Below are 20,522 nucleotides of genomic sequence, written 5' to 3'. Positions count from 1 at the left end.
AAATAAGCTGAATAATAGAATAGGAAACTAATCCCTATTCCCAGTATAAAATTCCACATGAAGATACTTTTCGTCATATCAATTAAGCTCTAAATGGATTAAATTTTGTTTTCTTTTTCTTTTTCTTCTTTTTCTTCGGCGCCTTCTTACTTACTTCATCTCTATTTACATTATTCATGTAATGGGATTGCATCCATCCTAACCGTGCTGGACTAACCAATTGTATTTGCTGGATATAACTTCCAGAATATTTATACTTATCATCTCCAGCTAAACCACCGGCTACACCATCTTGTTTAGTATAAAAATGCATCAGGTTTTTTATATAGAAGTTTGCAAATTCAGGATCTTCAGGTCCTTTATCATTGTACGCAGGAGTATTAAAATTGACGATATCCACCTTAACTCCATGATTTTCCCAGAGTAATTTTGCTGCTTGAATTGCTACATTGCCACCATGACTATGTCCAATCAAAGTTACTCCTTCTCCATCTATTCTATTTTTCATTACATGTGCTGCAAGATGACGACCAGCTACAGCACGATCTTCGGAATCATTAAATAACCAGTTTCTATTTCTTATTCCTCTGTATGAATTATCCCACGAAAACTTAACATCAGAATTAGTATTACTCGTCAAGACAGTTCTAACAAATCTTACCAAATCATCAGTCCACATGCTCGAACTTGCTGAAGTGCCGTGAATGAAAAATGCTTCCAATCCTTCTAACTCAATATGAGTAGTCACTTTATTCTCACTGAAAGCATATGGGGAATTATAATAAAATGCATCAGCCATAGGATCAACATTAAAGAACCTACCCAGATCAGGCTGATGATTTCTCCATTTGAAGGAGTCCCAATTCACACCCAAGTCATCGATATGCTCTTGTCCTTGGAACTTCCATTTTTGATCTATTGAAGCAGGTCTATTATAACTAGCGAACGTCAACCCAAAAGGATAATAATCATCCTTGCTGACAATGGGTGTGTGATGCTGGGTGACTGTAAAATCGTCAAAGAATACATCTATGGGAGTGTCTTCCTCATTCGATAGGTAAATATAGACATATCCCGATTGGGTGATGGTTATACTGTGTTCCAGTTTTTCGTGATCCTCACCAGTTGGATTTTCTTCTGTTACATTGATTCCTGTTTCCTTGGCAAGTTCGCTGATCTGCTGATGACCGGTCTGTTCGCTGATCGGATTGTAGTACTCGTCAAAAACCATATAGTTGAGGTAAGCCTCAGGTGCCGCCGTAGGGTTGGTCTTACCACTCCAGTCTACGAAAGGATTGGCATCTGCTCCTATGCCACCTCCATCAACTACTATGCCTCCTACATTGGATGCGATGTTCGATACCATGGTATTCATTGCATTTGTCCAGCCTCCCGACTCGGACTGCAAAAAGTACTTGGCATATACTTCCATGTCGATCACATCCCCGGGTTTTACTTTAAGCGACTTGCCCATGCCTTCTCTTTCGTTGGTTGAGCCATTCAAGCGAATTGAGGTATTGCCTCCAGCGGTATGGTTGAACAATTCTGCTGTGATCTTTACCATGCCGTCGTAGCCTGTGAAATAGTTTGATTCATTGGTTTGTACTGCTGGCTCAAAGCTGGCCAATGATTGCTCCTGATCTCCTTCTTCCTTGAATGTTGCTCTCACATTGCCCAAATGATCTTTGAGATGGTATTGGTATTCGTACTCGACGAAATCCCCATTCACATCTGTTTCATACACGATCCTTCCTTCCTCATGCTGTATGAACTGCAATTGGCTTGGGTCTGTATTTTTGGATTCGTAGATAAAGGCTCCTTGATAGTCTGTACGCTTGGTTTGGGTACCACCTTCATAGACCATCTGTGCAAGCTTGGTACCGGCAGCATCGTAGATGTACTCTATTACACCCCCTTGTGTTTCCCCCTCAAGGGGGAACATGGTTACCTTAACAGGAAGGTTCAGGTGATTGTATTCGATCTTTTCGATGCCTTTGTTGGCGTCACTGATCATGTTGCCGTTGGCATCATACTCATATTCTGTACTTGCACTGGCGCCGTCTTTGAAACCTAAATCTGTTGACCCAGTGTCATCCACCTTGGTCAATTGATTACCTACATACTTGTAGTCAAGAATATCCCAATCTGTGGTACTTCCAGTATCATCGAGCCCTTTTCTTTGAAGGGCCATGATATTTCCATTAGCATCGTAGTCGATGTTGGGTACTGAGAAAGCGCCACTGTTGTAGGTAGCTGACTTCAGTCGGTTCACCGGATCATAAGTATAGTCGTACTGATTTTGCACTGTCTCAAAAGGGTTCTTCCATGCTGTTGCTCCTATGTTGCCGTTGTACTGGCCAGCTTCGTCATACTTGAGCTGCATGGCAAAATAATCCTTGGGGTCTGGAGCGACGGGATCATTGATTTTAGTCAACCAGCCACGGATGTTGTACTGATAGTCTACTTCCTGACTGAATTTGTCTCCTTCGTCGTTAAGCTTCTTTTTGATCAGTTCACCCAGTTCGTTGTATTCGTTTTCTAATATCACTTTGGTGATTGCCGTAAAAGAAGGATCACTGGTCACGTCCAGAGTTTGGGTAACTTTCATCAATCGGTCAGCATGATCGTGATCGAACTCCTTGGTTATCTCCGTAGTCTCTAAGGTGATTGCACTTTCATGAGTATGAATCGTCTTTACCACCAGTGGATGAACCAAGCTATAGTATTCATTCACAAAAGTATCTTTGTTGCCTTGATAGTCTTGTGAGATCGTACTGGCTACACGGTAGCGGCTGTCATACAAAGTCACGGATTCATTCCAGTCATAAGTCCCATCTGGGAGGTCTACTCTTACCTTTGCTCCTGTTATATAGGTTTTGGCCCGATTTTCGGAAGTGTAATCTCCGAGGCTCCAATAACTGTCTGTAGAAAAACCATAGTCATCGTAGTAGGTGACGGTAAGGTATTTATCCACCGAAGAAACTAATGGAAAGGAGGTATTCGTATAGCCATGTACGGCTGAGCCTCTTTCTTCATACCACTCATCTACTCTTTCTCCCGGCATAGTATTGGCTTCGGCATCGGTGTAAAACTGGTCTACTATGCCCTGCATAGTCGCTTGGTCGATTTCACTACTGTGCGTATAAATACCTGTAAGCACCGGGCGGTTCAATTGATCATATTTGGTAAAAGTCCATTCTTTCTCAGGTCGTTGGTTACCATCCTGGGTCAGTACCAGACGATCTCTATTATCATAGACCATATATACCGTTCCTGCACTTGGTACTTGCTTCATGATCATGCGCTGACGCTCGTCGTAGCGGTATTCAAATGCATAATTACTTAAGAAAGTAGGCGTCACAGCATTAAACTCTACTTTAGCAATCATCTTGTCCATTCTTTCGCCACCCGGCCCTGAGGTATAGGTATAGGTCAACTCATGCTCTCCGATTCCTGCCACTTCGGGGTGGAATACATTGCTCTCTACTCCTCGGCCTGTCCAGATGCCTCCTGAGGGGGATCCTACTAAGCTTACCGGCGCATCATTGTTTAGTGCGATTTGATCTGTACCTGCATCTGGTGAACAGATAATAGCTTCAACTTTTTTCCCTCCTGAATAATTGATACACCCATTTTTTATGACTCCCCTGCGATAAAATTTAGTTTCGACAGGTGGGGTATAGGCTGGTTGGGTCTCCCCAGGTATATCAATCCAAACCAACTCATCGTCGGAAGACTGCCATTGAAAAGCCAATTCAGGATCAACAAATTCTGTCCCGGTAAGCATTTCTGATGGATCCTCTACACATATTTGTATATCGTCTCCAATGGTACCTGGCTCTGGTAGCTCCTTTACAGTGATGTCTACCACGTTCGATACGGCACTACCACAAGCACTGGTCACCGTCCTCCTCAAGCTGATGGTTTGATTTACTGTACCAAAAGAATAATTTACTCCGGTTGCTCCCAATTGCAGGTTCCATACAAGTCCATCTGTAGAAGACTCCCACTGATAAGTGTAATTTTCATCTCCACCTACCGGCAGAGTGCCCTCTAAATCTGCAGGTGCTTCACCCCTACATACTTGTTGATCCGTGGGGGTAATTGCTCCGGCTTGCAAAACCTCATGTACATTGACACGTACGGCCTGCGTATATACCGTACCACAGAAAGAAGCTGAGGTAGCTGCACGTCGGTACCAGGTGCTTTCTGATATTTCAGGTGCATCGTAGATACTTGCATTGGCGCCGGAGATGTCTGTAAATCCACCAGTTTCACTCTCAGTGGATTGTTGCCACTGATAGGTAAGGGAGGTTCCGCCACTCGCAGCGCTTATATTGGTAAATATCTCTGGATCACCATTTTGGCATATCGACTGCTCAGAGCCTATTTCACCAGCATCAAGCTCTTCATGAATCGTAACTTCAATGGCGTTGGTGTATTGGGTGCCACAGCCGGATCCTGATGTCACTTTTCTCCTAAACCAGGTCGTTTGAGTCAATGCCGATGGATCAAATGCACTACTATTAGTACCACTAATATCTGAATATCCACTAGCGGAGTTGGTTGTAGACCTTTGCCAGATATAGCTGAGATTTGTCCCTCCAGCGGCCACTGATGTACTGCTAATTGGGGCCGGATCACCTCCATAACAAAGCGTTTGGGCATTGCTTATACTCCCTGCAGTCAGGTCTTGATGAATTGTTACCTGAATCACGTTGCTGTACTTTGTACCACATCCCGAACTTGAAGTTACTTTCCTTCTATACCAGGTGGTTTGGCTCAAGGCTGGAGGATTATAGGTACTTCCGGTAGCCCCACTAATATTTGCAAATCCACTCGAAGAGTTGGTAGTTGAATGTTGCCATTGATAAGTCCGAGTGGCTCCACCAGAAGCTGACGTTGTATTAGTTAAAGTATTTGCATCGTCATTGTAACATAACGTCTGAGCATTTCCTATGCTTCCTGCATTCAAATTCGATCTCATGGTGACTTTAATTGCATTAGAATCCTTATATCCACAATTAGAACTCGAGGTAACCCTTCTTCTATACCATGTAGTTTTTGTAATACTGGGAGGGTTATAAGTGCTACCTGTAGCTCCGCTGATGTTTGAAAACCCACTAGATGAGCTCGTCGTAGACTTTCGCCATTGATAGGTACGTGTAGCACCACCAGAAGCAGAAGATGTATTGGTCAATGTACTAGGGTTACCATTGTAGCAAACCGTTTGGGCATTTCCGATACTTCCAGCTTTCAAATTACCTCTTACGGTGATTTTTTCGCTGGCGGCATACTTGGTTTTCCCGCAGGAGGTCACTCTTCTTCTGTAATACCTGGTAGATGTCAAGTTACCGGGAGAATATGTTTTACCTGTAGCTCCGCTAATATTTGACCAGTTCGAGTTATTACTGGACACCTGCCATTGATAACTATAGGAAGATAAACCACCACTAGCACTGGAAGAATTCCCTAAAGTTCCGGCAGAAGCGCCATAACAAATAGTCTTCGCTCCACTTGTATTCCCTGCATTCAATGTATTGGGATTCACAGATTTATAACCTGCGCTTATTGATCCTCCCCATTTCCTATTGAGGGGATTATACGATCGAAGGTAGACATTTCTAGAACTTGAAAAAGTATAGGTATTGCTCTGATAGCTCTTGCTCGTTCCACTTGAAGAGGTTTGCCAGTACCAAACCACTCCTGCCGGTGGATTCGAATTTCGTTTCACTCTGGTTGAACCGCAATTGTAGGTAGTGGTAAATGAGCTGGATGGTGTGGCTGGTGGATTCGTGGAACCACCGCCGCCACCGCCACCGCCTCCCGGATCAGGGTCCGGCGGTGGTGGAGCTATCATTGGAGCTACCAGCTGGGATGAACTAGCCGATGACTTTTTCAATTCCTGACCATAGGAACTACCCATGGATACCAAAACAAATGCAATAAAAGCGATCGTACGAATAATTAACAAAATCTTTGAATTCATAGGGCTGGTTATTTAGATAGCCGAATGGCTGCAGGTGGTAAAACAAAACGTAAATTTCCAAAATCATCATAGATGTAATAGGTCTGGAGCCAGTTCTCATCTGAGGTGGGTGCAGACGCCGACTCCTGTACTTTTTTCAGAACCACCCGACCCCGAAGGTCTGTGAACTCCTGTACTTGATTACCATTTTCATCCGTGGTGACTGTTTTGTAAAGTGTACCAGGATCATAAGTGTTCAACTTCTTTAATTCTTCACCTTCCAATTCCCAGCGGATAACTTCATCTGCCAAGTTCGTCTGATAATCAAAGGTCATCGGTTTGTTACCACCCGCTTTGCCCCAGGCTTGACCTGGTGCAAAAGTTTTTAATGGACGATTCAGCGGGGACGGTTCGAATTCCGTCTCGGAATAGGCATGATCACCATCATTTGTCCCAAAATGATTATCGTAGAATGCGTTTTGGTTTACTAAATGCTCGTCCAAAATCAAACTGTTCAGCTCAGAGGAAGAATGAGTCAAATAGGATTTGGTTTCTCTACCGAAATCATCAAACACTTTTACTTGTATAATTTCATTTTCCGAAGCAGTTTGCTCGTGCTGAACAATTAATTTGCCACGACCTATGCCATCAAAATAAGAAGTTGACTCTCTTACAGAATAGGCATTTCTAGTAATCGGCGCTACTTGATACACCTGCTTGTATTCGGCAGTTTCTATTGAATTATCACAATTGGCTAAATTCTCACAAAGTCTAACGCCATTGGAAGTATAACTTACATTACAAATGTTATCCAACGGTTCCACTAACATCCAATAAGTTCCAAAACTGGTTACTGTAAAAGACAATTCTTCACCAGTTCCTATCGCATTCTGGATTTCATTTTCATTTTTATACAGGTAATACTTAAAACCACTTTGTGCATTCGCATATTTGATTTGATATACACTCGGATTAGATACATTTTTGACTGCTTGCAAGTCAAATCGATTTTCATGGATTTGTGGATTGACAACAGTGAAATTTACCCCTTCGGTCAAGGTCAATTCTTCACTTTCCGTTGCTATACAGTCCGTACCTGGGTCAACTTCAATTTGAAACTTAATGCTACTTCCAATCAAATCAGAGGCATTAAATGAAACCACACTATGACTTAGGTTAGCACTAAGTAATACACCGTTCAAGGTCCATTTATATTGTTCTATGTCATATTTCGAATTACTGACCGCCTCAAATCGCATTTCATTTTCAGGACATATGCTATTTGAAGTTTGGGTTGGACCATGCATTTTGATTTCAATTGCCGGAGCTCCAACAATTTCATTCACAACCGCACTAATCACTTCGGATGCCTGACATCCTATTGCAGTAGTCACTGTATAGGTCAAATCATAAGTTCCAGGAGTGTAATTATTAAATGTATTTCCAGATACACCATTACCCGACCAAATACCTCCACTTGGACTCGCTCCTGACAAAGAGAGATCCGCACCTTGACAAACCGAAGTTTCTACTCCACTTAAGTCTAAAACTGGATAATTCCCAACTTGTACAAAAACGGTATTGGAATAAGTATATTGATCGCAAGCAGACGAATAAACCTTTCTTTTATAATAAGCTGATTCAGCACCGTCTAGTCCTTGTAATGTATAGCTCAATCCACTTCCTACTACTGACCAATTCGATTCATTATTAGAATTTGTCAAAGACCTTAACCAGCTAATAGCAAAGTTTCCATCGCTACCCGATGGATCTTCAACTGAGGAAAGAATTGGATATTCAAGTACCCCACCTGTACAAATATTTTTATCTTTCTCAATAATACCTCCGTTTAAAGCCTGAAGAGACTGAGCTACCACTGGTACTTTATCACTCACACAATTCTGATAATTATCCAATGACATAGCTGCCTGAAAATTTTTAACCTGACCTTCATTCAAGCTCACCTGCATATGCTCTGATGTTGCAACCAAACTACCTGAATTATTATACCAATAGTATTGCTTTCCTTGTTGTAAATCAGGCACATCTTCGTTTACATCCATAGTAAGTGTAACATCACCCTGACCACACCTTTCGTCACTAATACCGTCTGGAACTGGCGTTTTTTCATGGACTACCACATTGACACTTTTAGACGTGGAACAATTATTTTGAGAATAGGTATAAGTCACACTATAAGTACCTGGGAAAGCACTTTGAAAACTATTTCCAGACACGCCAGTACCTGACCAACTTCCACCGCTAGGTGTTGCACCTGCTAAGCTAATCGCTTCTCCAGGACATTTACTTAAGTCACCCATTCCACTAAAACTTATCTGATTCAGGTGTGTTCGGGTGATATAAATTTCATTGGAAACTGCAGACTGACAGGTACCTCTTGTATCTGCACGGTAATAGGCATTGGAAGTCATATCGTTGATAGACAGCGTATAGGTAGGGCCGGTACCAATATCAGTATAACTAGAGCCACCGCTAGCCTTACGTTGCCAGTATACGGTACCACCACTTGAAGCAGTCGTAAATGATAAGGTAGGTATAAACACGTCTGCACCCGTGCAAATATCTCCATTTTTTTTGATCGTTCCACCTGTAACTGTTGGAGTCGTTATAGTTGTATAAACTTTCGGGCTATAACATTGGCCGTTAATAGATAATTCCGCACTGTAAGTTCCTGATGAGTTAACTGTTTTTGTAAATCCAGTTACCTCACCAAGGTATGTATTGTTCTTGTACCATTTGGTTTTAACTTGAAACATTCCACCTGTAGTAGCAGGAATAACTTCAAGTGTTTTCGTTCCGTTGCAAAGTACACCTCCACCATCAATCCTGGTTGGCTTAGTTGTACACTGTGCTTGCACTACTTGAAACGAACAGCAAAAGCATACGACTAAAAAAATTAGCGCTATTATTTTATTTGAAATAAGTAAGTTTTTTTTCATATTCACATGAATCTCGATGTTATTTGATAGAGCATTAAAATCTCAATTCTCTCTATTTTTTTATCTATTATAACTTTAGAAAAAAGCTTGATTTTTTTGGATAACTCATCCCTTGCATTCCCATCCTGATCAATTATCATTCTTTTTGTACCTCCAGTAAAAAAACGTAAATAGCTATCCTCGACCACCATGCCAGTGTTGGTAGTTTGCTGAAATTCCAAGACTGAAGTAGGTTCTATTGTGTTGGCCAGCAAGACTAGTGGCAACAAGGCGGCTAGGACGAATACAAATTTCGTTTTCATAAGTTGGTTATTACATCTTGTTGAAGGGTATAGAAAAATCCAAAAAAGGTAAACATCTCAGATGAAACTCTTTTTCAAAACTGCATAACAGACATCCACACAATTATCTAATTAATGGATTCGGTATACCCAAAAAATGCTGAGACTGACTCAAAGACATACCAATTCCAAAATAAGAAATGACGAAAGCCAGTCGAACAAAAACAATTGAATAAGCTCTTTGAGAACTCAAAGAGCCAAGGTTGTCATTGGTCAGTTGTACGGTTTAAAATTAATTTCAAAGTAGGTTATTTGAAAATCAATTCTGCCAGCACAAATGTTCTAACAATGGACGCTGGTTGTTGTGATCCAGTAAGAACAGACAGAGAACATACCATGAAGTCATGGTCAGCCTTTTTACGTCAGACCAACCCATTCGAAGTACGGGAATTCAAGGAATTTATTTGAAGTTGATTGTCAATTATTCAGATCAAATAAGAACAATGCTTTTCATACCCGCGTGCACACAAGCATAGCCAAACTGCCATCCATCAGTGTTGTTGCAAACAAATACACCTCTCCCCCTTCTTTAATCCCAGTTTTTTTTCTAATTTCCTTTACAGTCAAAGGATAGTTTCGGACCGTGATGTTGGCTTTTCCCTGAGGCAAGAACGGTTTCAATTTTTTCTTATTTACCACAGTTTGGGCTAGGATTTTGAATGAACGGCCAGGAAAGTTTTCTATATGCTTTTTGGAGGTGTAGAGATGCGAATTTCGGTGTAGTTTGCTTACATAAAAGGAATTAGCAACAGCGTTGAACCCGCCCGCTTTCATAATGGAAGCATTTGGTTCGTATAGGAATTCTAATGGCTGACTGAAAGCAGGTGAAATATCGTCATCTAAAAACTCGAACAACGATTGATCACCGCTGACTAAATTCACAGCGATTCGTTTGGTCTCATCTTCATAATTCGGCACAATTCTAAATAGCAATTCCTTACATTCATTCTTGACAGAGACTACATGCACCTCTTTCACATTTGGCAAAACCTTGAGTGCTAGATTAATGTCCAATAAGGGAGAAAGTTTTATCAAGACCTCTGCTCGCCGATCCAACAATTGTGGTAGGATAAGATTCAAATCTGGTGTACAGTCTTCAATTTGGAATACCTTTTGATTGGCCTCATCTCTTCGTGCGGGATCTATATAATATATATCAGCAGGTGTATTTTCTGTAGACAGATATTCTTCAGCTGTAGTATATAGTCGATCAATACTTTCAGCTTTTAGTACTCCAAAATTGTAATCGGCCAAGTGTACTAATTCCTTATTTTGCTCGACATAAACAGCCTTTTTAAACTGCCTCGACAAATAGTAAAGGTCTATGCCAAACCCACCGGTCAAATCGACTACCGATTTCCCTTGAACCAGTGATGCCTTGTATTTCGCTGTTTCTTCAGACGAGCATTGCTCCATGGAGACACCATGGGGGAAGATAATACCTTCCTGCTCATACCACTCGGGCAATTTTACCTGCGCCTTTTTTCTAGATTGAATCTGAGCCGCTATTTCTCTAATGGGCAGGTCTGGGTATTTCTTTGACTGCAACACCAAAGTCAAAGGGTCATCATTCAGATGAGAATGAATAAATTCCCTAACGCCTTTGGGAGAAAGAATATCTATAATTGAATTGGACATAAAAAAACTGGCTCAAATGTAAAACATTAGAACCAGCCTTTTTCTTTGTGCGAATGGCTTATTCACACGAATAACTAAAATAGGTTTCTTAAAGCACCAGGTTATGCTCGGCTACATACTGTGCAATTTGAACGGCATTCGTAGCGGCTCCCTTTCTAAGGTTATCTGCTACAATCCACAAGTTCAATGCATTTTCTTTGGTCTCATCTTTTCTGATTCTACCGACGAATACCTCGTCTTTTTTGTGAGCAGTCAATGGCATTGGATACACATTGTTGGCTACATCATCTTGAATCACCAATCCGGGAACTTTACAAAGAATTTCCTTTACTTCAGCCAAGTCATAAGGATTGTCAAATTCGATATTCACAGACTCTGAATGGCCTCCCATGGTTGGGATTCTTACACAAGTAGCCGAAACTTTTACATTCTCATCACCGAGAATTTTTACGGTTTCATTCGTCATTTTCATTTCCTCCTTGGTGTATCCATTTTCCTGAAATACATCAATGTGAGGCAATACATTCATGTCGATCTTATGCGGATAAATCATTTCTGGAGTTTCTCCATTTCTCTCCGACATCATTTGATCTACTGCCCCTTTTCCTGAACCAGTTACTGACTGGTAGGTAGATACAATCACTCGATTGATACCATATCTTTCATGCAATGGTCCCAGCACAAGTACCATTTGAATAGTTGAACAGTTAGGATTGGCGATGATTCGATCATCAATCATAATGGCTGATCCATTTATTTCTGGAACGATCAATTTTTTGGATGGATCCATTCTCCAGGCTGAGGAGTTGTCTATGACAATCGTACCTACTTCAGCAAACTTAGGTGCCCACTCCAATGAAGTTCCTCCTCCGGCGGAGAATATGGCTATATCAGGTTTGGCAGCTACAGCGTCCTCCAAACCGATCACGGTATGTGCTTCGCCTCTATACTCAATCACTTTACCTACTGAACGTGCAGAGGCGACCAACATCAACTCGTCGTATTCAAAATTTCTTTCTTTTAGGACTTCTAGAATTTCCGATCCTACTAATCCTGTGGCTCCAACTACTGCTAATTTCACTTCTTGTAATTTTTGTTTTTGATCAATTCGAGAGAGGTATTTGAACTCTCATAATGATACATTTTGATTAACTATCTCTGGGTTCCATGAATTGAGAATTCAAAATTAGTACAATTCTCTTGAGAACGAGAACAGTGAAATACTGAAATTTTTGAATTGTGTTAATGAATACTGCTAATTGTTAAATTATTAACTGATAAAAGTACTCAACGTCAATATCTAACATAATTCAGCTGTTTATTCCCTCAACATATTTACTGGATTCTCCAAAGCCGCTCGAACAGAGTACCAGCCAATAGACAATAATCCAACCAGAATAATAGAACCCACTGAAAATAGCAAAAGACTAAAACTAATCTCTATGCGATAAGCAAAGTTATCCAGCCATTGATTCCCCAAGTAATATGCAATTGGCAAACCAATGAAAATAGCCAGACCAATTACCGATAGTTGTTTAAAAGTGAAGTACTTTAATATCCAAAGTTCAGAGGCTCCCAATGTTTTACGAATGGCGACTTCTTTTCTTTTCAATCCGGTGAGATAAGCCGAAAGTCCATACATACCAAAACCTGCAAGGAATATGGCTAGCAAGGTAAATATCGAAAACAGCTCCTGCGTATGTGCCTCATTCACATATAGCTCTTCCAATCTGTCATCCAAAAAGGAGTATTCAATTGGCTTACCAGGTGAGAACTCGGTCCATTGTGTCAACATCTCTTGTATTGCATCCTGTGTTGCACTTTCTTTCACCTTAAACACTAACCTATTGGCCCTTCTCATACCACTAAAAATTACCAATGGGCGGATACTTTCATGTAAAGAGTGAATATGAAAATCCTCTACTACTCCAATGACCTTAAGTTGTCGAGCCCCCATCGTGTTTTTTATCGAAGAATTTACGGCTTGATCTGGCGTAGACCAACCAAATTGCCGCATGGCTTCTTGGTTGATGAGTACATAACTTATGGTATCTGTGAAGTCACTTTTTCTATAATTTCTCCCAGCAAGAAGAGACAAACCAAAAATACCCGCTCCATGCTCATCTCCCGTAGAATAAAAGGAGACATTGACTGGATTTCCTTCACTTTCAGTAGTAGTATAGGTCGTCGCTCCATTCACAAAACCTGGCACTGAAGATACGCCTGACCCCTGAATCACGTTGGGAGACTTAACCAATTCATTTTTAAATACGTCGACCTTTGCATTTAGCTCATAGGCGTTGTCAATGATCATCAAGTTTTCTTTGTCATAGCCCAAGTCTACTGTTTTCAAAAACTGATTTTGCTGATATACTATCAACGTGGAAACGATGACTACCAAGGAGACCCCGAACTGCAGACCGACAAGAATATTTCTTACCCAGCGCTCCTGCGCTGATTCTGTACTGCTCTTAGCATTGGAACTGATGACTTCCGTGGGGTAGACGCTTGACAATTTCAAAGCTGGATATACACCGGCCACCACACCGAGCACTATTGCAAATGCCAAAAACAAACCCAAGAAGGAAGGGTTGAGTAATACATCTGCAGTCCACATTTTACCTGACAAACTATTGAAAGTTGGAAGAACCTGAAACGACAACAATAAGGCTACACTCGCAGAGACCAGTGTAATGATGAGCGACTCTCCTAGCAGCTGTCTGGTCAATTGATTGCGCGAAGCACCCATGATTTTCTTCAACCCTAACTCTTTCATCCGCTTGCCTGCTTTAGCTGTAGAGAGATTGATATAATTAATGCACGAAATAATCAAAATGAAAATGCCCACCGCCATGAACAATTGCACATTGCTTTTGTTGCCATTGGGCATAAATTCCCATCTCAGATTTGAAGTCAAATGAATATCTGTCAACGGCTGCAAAAAATAGTCATAACTGTTGCCTTCTTCCAGCCATTTATCGAAATCCATCCCACTGGTATTCAATGCCATTTGCTTCAAAAGAAACTGGCGCATCTTACCTTCAAATTGCTTTGCGTCTACCTCAGCGTTGAGCTTGATATAGGTGAAATAAAAGAAGGCTGTGCCCCACTGGGTTCGATATCTCGACTCCCTCGAATCCACCATAGGCAGAATCAAATCTGCCTCGAAATGAGAATTATCGGGAAAATTTTGAACTACCGCACTGACTTGATAATTGAGACTATCACGAACAATCAACTGCTTCCCAACAGCCTCTGTGGTATTAAAATACTTCAAAGCTAACTTTTCCGTCAACACGACTTGCCGTGGCTTTTGAAGGGCAGTGTTTAAGCTGCCTTCCAAAGCCTCCAAGTCAAAAACTTCGAAAAACTCAGGATCCGCATACAGTCCGTTTTTTTCAGTAAAAAGCTGATTGTCGATTTTAATGTCAATGTCCCCGGTTGACATTCGGCTGGCCTTTTCTATTTCGGGAAAATTGTCTTGTAGCGCCAATCCCACAGGTGCAGGAATAGAGGCCCAACCTACTTCATTATTTGGATAAACACGATTGAGTGCCACCCTGTATATGCGATCCGAATCCGTATAGTGATCGTCATAAGTCAGTTCACTTTGCAAATACAGAAAGATGAAAATTGTAGAAGTAGTACCTAAAACCAGGCCTATTAAGTTGATTGAATAGTACAGTTTATTACGACGGGCGTTTCGAAGGAAGAATTTTATCATAGCAGTAATTTTAGAAAAATGCCTTTATTAAATTATTACATTTGGTTGACAATAACCACTTGCTAAGAACGAATGACAGATGTTGACGCATACATAACCACCTTTGAAGGTCCTCAAAAACAACTCTTGCGTGTATTGCACGAGTTAATATTAACACAATTTGATCTACAACCTAAGATCAGGTTTCGGGTTCCTTTTTACTACAACAAAAGCTGGATTTGCTACTTGAACCCGATCAAAAAAAAAGGCGTGGAGCTGTGTTTTGTACGTGCCAACGAGCTGTCCAATGAAAGCGGTGCATTAGATTTTAAAGATCGGAAACAGGTGGCTGGTATCTCTTACTTCGCATTAGAAGATATAGATGAAACTGTGCTGAACCCCATCATACAAGAAGCGCTCATTCTGGATGAAACCGTAAAGTATGCGTCCAAACGAAAGAAATAATATTGACGTAATCCTTCTAAGGATAATTTCGCTCTATGAGATCAGCAATTATCCGTATTTTAGTCGTTGTAATCTAGCTACATGAAGTACTTACTTACTCTTCTTGCCCTGTTCTTTATTCAGGTATCCTTCTCTCAAGTTAATGATGACTTTTCAGATGGAGATTTTACGAGTAATCCTACTTGGAGTGGGGATGAAACCGACTTTACAATCAGCTCAGAGCAACTTCGGTTAAACGTTTCTCCAGCGGCCGCAGGAGAATCATATCTTTCTACACCCCAAACAGAATTAGGTGAAACTACTTGGGAGTTTTATTTTAGACTCGCTTTTTCACCTTCTGATGGAAACCGAACGAGAATTTATCTGGTAAGCGAAAGCGCCGATCTAAGCAGTTATCCGGATGGGTATTTTATTTTGGCTGGAGAAGGAGGAAGCGGTGATGTCCTTCGATTTTATAATAGAGATGGCGGTTCAAATTCTCTGCTTTTTTCAGGTTCCACCAACTTGTCCTCTAGTTTTGAACTTTGGGTCCAGGTTACCAGAGATGCCAGCGGCAACTGGCAAGTGAATAGCAGTGCAGATGGCATTGCTCCTTATACAAGCGAAGGTGCTTCTTTTTTCGACAATACCCCTTTGAGTGCTGCTTACTTTGGGTTCTGGTGTGATTACACTTCGTCTAATTCTACAGACTTTTACTTTGACGACATTTCCATTTCTACTACGCCAGTAGTCGCCAGCTTCAGTGTTTCATCATTGAGTCAAGAAAGTTCCAATTCCATCAGAATCACTTTCAATCAAAACGTGGATAAAACTACAGCTGAGTCTACAACGAACTACTCTCTAAACTATGGTTTTAGCAATCCCGTCTCAGCTGTCCAGGATCTAACCAACCTGGACGAAGTTGTGCTAACCTTTTCGGACGATTTTGTCAATAATGATTACACCTTGACTATCGATCAGGTGGAAAATGAAGCTCAAGATGAATCTATTGACAATGTTGACCAAATTTTCGAAGTCGAATTGCAAACACCTTTTCGGAACATAGTAATTAATGAACTTTTTGCTAATCCGAATCCTGTTAATGGCCTGCCAGATAGTGAATTCTTAGAGTTATACAACCCTTCTACAAATGCCATTAATCTTGAAAACTTTGAGATTGATAGTAAGACGCTTCCAAACTTTGTTCTAGAAGCGAATAGTTATGTGATTCTAACGGAAACTGGTGATGTTCCTAACTATTCGGGGTATGGCGATGTAATTGCATTATCATCCTCATGGGCTCTATCCAATAATGGCGAACTTCTTGAACTTAGAGATAACCTAGGAAACCTAGTAGATAGTCTTAATTATGACCCTGATTTATATGATCCTATCGACGATGGAGATGGCTACTCCCTCGAACAAATCAATCCGGAGCTACTATGTAGTACAGAAAACAACTGGACCGCCTCGAATCATGTAGACGGAGGCACGCCCGGCACACAAAACAGTGTATACGACAATAACCCGGATATCATAGGCCCAAATCTCATCGACTTCATCGCCACAAATGCCAACACCTTTCGCCTAACCTTTGATGAACCGATGGATGAAACTTCACTTAGCAGTGGTACTTATACTTTTGATAATGGCATCTCTGAAAATGGCGTGTCTACGTTCACTTATACAGCAGATGTGGCAGTCACTCCTTCCCTAACTAGTGACGTAGATTATACCGTTACTGTTACAGGCGTTAAAGACTGTGCTCAAAACGACATCCAAACCAATAGTCTGTCCTATACCTACGACACCAACCCGCCAACACTCGACCATATTGTAGTAAAAGCTGCGAACCAAATTGAAGTGGTTTTTAATGAAGATTTGAACAAAACCATTGCCGAAACAGAAAGTAACTACACCTCTGATCATGCTGGCGCAACGAATCCTGCCTCAGCCGAACTGGATGATGAAAATGCCGCTGTGGTCAACCTTGTTTTTGATGATGACTTTGAATTTGGTGTAGAAAACACACTCACTATTGAGAATTTGCAAGACATACCAGGCAATGCTTTGGCTGCTGCATTAACCCCTACTTTTACATTGAGTCAGCAAATTGATACGGTACAAGTAATAGGCATTAACCTATTGGACATCTATTTCGAGCAAGACCTGGATGTAACAAGCGCCAGCACTACAAGCAACTACTCCGTAGATGATGGAGTAGGCGAGCCTTCCACTGCCTTTGTGGATAACAATAATGACCGTCTGGTTCACTTGGCTTTCGCCAATAATTTTGATGACAATCAAGCGCTGACGCTATCAGTGAGTGATGTATTGAATGCTGACACAGATTTGCTTACTACTCCAGATATTACTTTCGTATATGATACCTCTCCACCAAAACTAGATACTGTTGAGGTTCTGTCATCCACTTCTTTGATGGTCGTATTTACAGAAAAAGTGAATGAGCAATCGGCCGAATCCAAAGAAAACTATGAATATGAAGATATTTTCCCATCTGAGGTTTCCTTAGAAGCAGATCAGCAAACAGTGATATTGGATTTTGCAGAGGAATTTGAAAAAGAAGTTGTATTCGAATTATTGATAGATGAAGTCAAAGACTTGTATGGCAATGAAATCAAGACGAGACTCAAACAAGAATTTGTTTACGACATTTTTAGTCCAACACTAGATAGCATTATTGTAAAATCCCCAAGAGAATTGATTCTTTGGTTCAATGAAAATGTAGATCAAACTTCTGCAGAAACCACCACGCATTACACGATTGGTGAGAGTGTAGGTCAGCCTACCTCTGCTACTCAAAATTCTGAGTTTCAGCATTTGGTTACTTTAGAATTGTCGAGCGATCTTCCTCAGACTGCTGATATTGCTCTAGACATCTCCAGCATGACAGATCAGCGAGATAATGCAATCTCAAAAGCGATAACAAGCTCTTTCGACTACAATGTTTTTTACGTTGGTCAAATAAACACGTTTAGTCAAAATCAGATTGAAATTGAATTTAATAAAGCACCATCAGTGGGAACTAGAGCGGCACTTTCAAACTACACCATGAATGGTAACTCGGCCTCCTCCGTCAATTTTACAACAGATCGAATAGCGACCATTACCTTCGACCAGGCCATGGAAGACAACTCTAGCAATACACTAAGCATTGATAATGTATCCCAAAGCTCCAATTCCATTGCTTTGAACGACTACGTGTTTGAATTTGATAGTCGAGTTGCGAGTGGTAGCCTGGTGGGAAACCGAACTGCCGAGATAATATTCGAAATAGGATTGGATGAAGGGCAGGTTTTGTCTCTTTCTGATTTTACCGCCTCACCTACTTTGGGTAATTGTGTGGCAGCCATTATCGACCCTGAAGACACAGAAAAACTGAGGCTTACATTCGAGCATGCACTTGCTGCTGATGTGGTTTATGATATTTCGTGGCAAAACTTATTCAATGAATTTGAACACCGACTGCCGGATTATTTTACCACAGTGATGAATGATCAAACTGCTCCATCTGTTGTCGAACATCTTGTTCTGAATGAAAACACAATTTGGATAAAATACAGCGAGCCACTTAATGAAGTATCCGCAGAATTCTCACTTAACTATGAAATTACTCCGAGCATAGGGCATCCTGTGGAAGTAAAATATACTGCTTCGGATTCTACTGTACTGCTCGAATTTTCCTTGTCATTTTTAGAAGCTACCAACTACACACTGAACATCGACAACATCGAAGACCTATCAGACAACGCCTTGTTCGATCATGATATAGAATTTACCTACGAAACGCCTGATATTCCGAATTTTGGTGACCTAATTATCACAGAAATCATGGCTGATCCATCCCCATCTGTAGGCCTTCCTGAAGTAGAGTATTTGGAAATTTTCAATAACACTTCAGAGGAGATTTCACTATTTGGTCTTATAGTGGTAGATGCCAGCAGTTTTATCATATTAACAGAAGGCAGCATAGCGGGAAATGAATATTTAGTACTGACCTCCAGCTCAGGTGCAGCTCAACTGGAAGGCACAAATGTGCTAGGTATCTCCAGTTTTCCGTCATTGAATAATTCTGGAGAACCCGTTTCCCTCTACTACGGCGCCACTCAGATATTCAACACCTCGTATTCTTCCAGCTGGTACAAAGACAGTGAGAAGTCCGAAGGCGGCTGGTCTCTTGAAATGATAGACACAGACAACCCTTGTGGAGAAAAAGCAAATTGGAGTGCATCAACGGACCCTACTGGTGGTACCCCAGGTCGTGCCAATTCCATTCAAACCTCCAATCCAGACAACTTTGGTCCTGAGCTCATTCAGGCTTTAGCCATCACACCAGACAGTTTACATCTGACCCTAAATGAAAAGTTACACCCTGATAGCTTTGAGCAAGCAAATATTGAGCTTGAACCATCATTGCCAATTACCTCTCAGCATTTGTTTCATCCTGTGTTAAATAGAGTAGCAATATCCTTAGGGGAATCCGCTAGTGCTGGCCAGTCTTACGAAGTCACATTGACGCAAGTCGCTGACTGCAAACAAAACTTAATCAGCTCAGAACATCAAACCGTTCGGTTTCAACTCCCCGAAGAAGCTGAAGCACAAGATATCGTGATCAATGAAGTGCTCTTTAATCCAAGGTCCAACGAAGTGGACTTTGTGGAGATTTATAACAACTCAGAAAAAGCCATAGATTTGAAAGACTGGAGGCTAGCTGACAAAATCAGTGATCAAAAAATTGTTTCTTCCGAACACTTTGTGATTTACCCTTCCGAATATCTAGCACTTACTCCAGACCCTGACATCTTGAGTCTAGCCTACCCAAATGGTGACTATTCGCGAATGCGAACCATGAACAGCTTCCCAGGTTTGTCAGATGCCGAGGACTCTGTGATCCTCATGAACGACCAGGGTGTTTTGATAGACCAAATGGAATACAAGGACGACTATCATTTCAACTTGCTAGATGATGACGAGGGTGTTTCCTTAGAGCGGGTTTCTTTCGAGGCCGAAAGTACGAATCCCGATAGTTGGAGATCAGCGGCTAGTACAGTAGGGTTTGCCACCCCAGGAGTGATCAATTCTCAATTGCAAACAGCAAATCAATCAACCGCCACCGTGGCCATTGAACCCAGAGTTTTTGTACCAGATAACACTGGCATGAATGACTTCACAACCATAAGTTATCAACTTAGTCAAACTGGCAATTTTGCCAATGTACATATCTATTCAACAAATGGGGTTTTGATTAAGACCCTGGCAGAAGGTGAACTGCTTTCTACAAACGGTTTTTTCACCTGGGATGGAATCACAGACAACGGCAGTCTTGCATCGGTTGGTTACTATGTAGTTGTATTTGAAATATTCGATGGACAAGGCAACAAATCGCTTCAAAAAGAGACCGTCGTACTAGGGACTCGATTTTAGGACTTTTGCGGTATAGAATTTCA

General features: G+C 41.2%; 9 protein-coding genes. 3 read left to right on the top strand and 6 right to left on the bottom strand.

What is annotated here, in order from left to right; all coding sequences use genetic code 11:
• Positions 1 to 82: 82 nt before the first annotated feature.
• From ACO6S2_RS04210 to ACO6S2_RS04200, 3 genes are read right to left on the bottom strand one after another with little or no spacing between them, the layout of a single operon-like run.
• Positions 83 to 5,989, bottom strand: coding sequence for a hypothetical protein (locus ACO6S2_RS04210; RefSeq protein ID WP_422361270.1), 5,907 nt, complete (start codon positions 5,987 to 5,989; stop codon positions 83 to 85).
• Positions 5,990 to 5,997: 8 nt separating this feature from the next.
• Positions 5,998 to 8,928: a DUF6443 domain-containing protein gene (locus ACO6S2_RS04205; RefSeq protein WP_422361269.1), complete on the bottom strand. Its 2,931-nt coding sequence runs from the start codon at positions 8,926 to 8,928 to the stop codon at positions 5,998 to 6,000.
• A 2-nt stretch (positions 8,929 to 8,930) separates the two neighbouring features.
• On the bottom strand, positions 8,931 to 9,230 hold the full coding sequence (locus ACO6S2_RS04200; protein WP_422361268.1) for a hypothetical protein: 300 nt from the start codon (positions 9,228 to 9,230) through the stop codon (positions 8,931 to 8,933).
• 207 nt (positions 9,231 to 9,437) lie between these two features.
• On the opposite strand from ACO6S2_RS04200, the gene ACO6S2_RS04195 reads away from it, so the two are divergent.
• On the top strand, positions 9,438 to 9,677 hold the full coding sequence (locus ACO6S2_RS04195) for a hypothetical protein (RefSeq protein WP_422361267.1): 240 nt from the start codon (positions 9,438 to 9,440) through the stop codon (positions 9,675 to 9,677).
• Between the two features lie 42 nt (positions 9,678 to 9,719).
• Here the strand turns inward: ACO6S2_RS04195 and ACO6S2_RS04190 are convergent, their stop codons facing one another.
• The 3 genes from ACO6S2_RS04190 to ACO6S2_RS04180 all read right to left on the bottom strand — a co-directional run bounded on the left by ACO6S2_RS04190 (position 9,720) and on the right by ACO6S2_RS04180 (position 14,631).
• Positions 9,720 to 10,907: a class I SAM-dependent methyltransferase gene (locus ACO6S2_RS04190; protein WP_422361266.1), complete on the bottom strand. Its 1,188-nt coding sequence runs from the start codon at positions 10,905 to 10,907 to the stop codon at positions 9,720 to 9,722.
• Positions 10,908 to 10,995: 88 nt separating this feature from the next.
• The gene (locus tag ACO6S2_RS04185; RefSeq protein ID WP_422361265.1) at positions 10,996 to 11,988 is read right to left on the bottom strand and encodes an aspartate-semialdehyde dehydrogenase; all 993 of its coding nucleotides are present in this window, start codon (positions 11,986 to 11,988) and stop codon (positions 10,996 to 10,998) included.
• A gap of 237 nt (positions 11,989 to 12,225) precedes the next feature.
• Complete coding sequence (locus tag ACO6S2_RS04180) at positions 12,226 to 14,631, bottom strand: ABC transporter permease (RefSeq protein WP_422361264.1); 2,406 nt, start codon at positions 14,629 to 14,631, stop codon at positions 12,226 to 12,228.
• A gap of 72 nt (positions 14,632 to 14,703) precedes the next feature.
• On the opposite strand from ACO6S2_RS04180, the gene ACO6S2_RS04175 reads away from it, so the two are divergent.
• Together ACO6S2_RS04175 and ACO6S2_RS04170 are read left to right on the top strand one after the other, a co-directional pair.
• On the top strand, positions 14,704 to 15,075 hold the full coding sequence (locus tag ACO6S2_RS04175) for a DUF1801 domain-containing protein (RefSeq protein WP_422361263.1): 372 nt from the start codon (positions 14,704 to 14,706) through the stop codon (positions 15,073 to 15,075).
• An 81-nt stretch (positions 15,076 to 15,156) separates the two neighbouring features.
• The gene (locus tag ACO6S2_RS04170) at positions 15,157 to 20,499 is read left to right on the top strand and encodes a lamin tail domain-containing protein (RefSeq protein WP_422361262.1); all 5,343 of its coding nucleotides are present in this window, start codon (positions 15,157 to 15,159) and stop codon (positions 20,497 to 20,499) included.
• Positions 20,500 to 20,522: the final 23 nt, after the last annotated feature.

This window comes from Reichenbachiella sp. (assembly GCF_965233835.1).
Lineage (GTDB): Bacteria > Bacteroidota > Bacteroidia > Cytophagales > Cyclobacteriaceae > Reichenbachiella.
The sequence above is the reverse complement of the archived record's forward strand: the minus strand, read 5'-3'. Positions and strand labels throughout refer to the sequence as shown.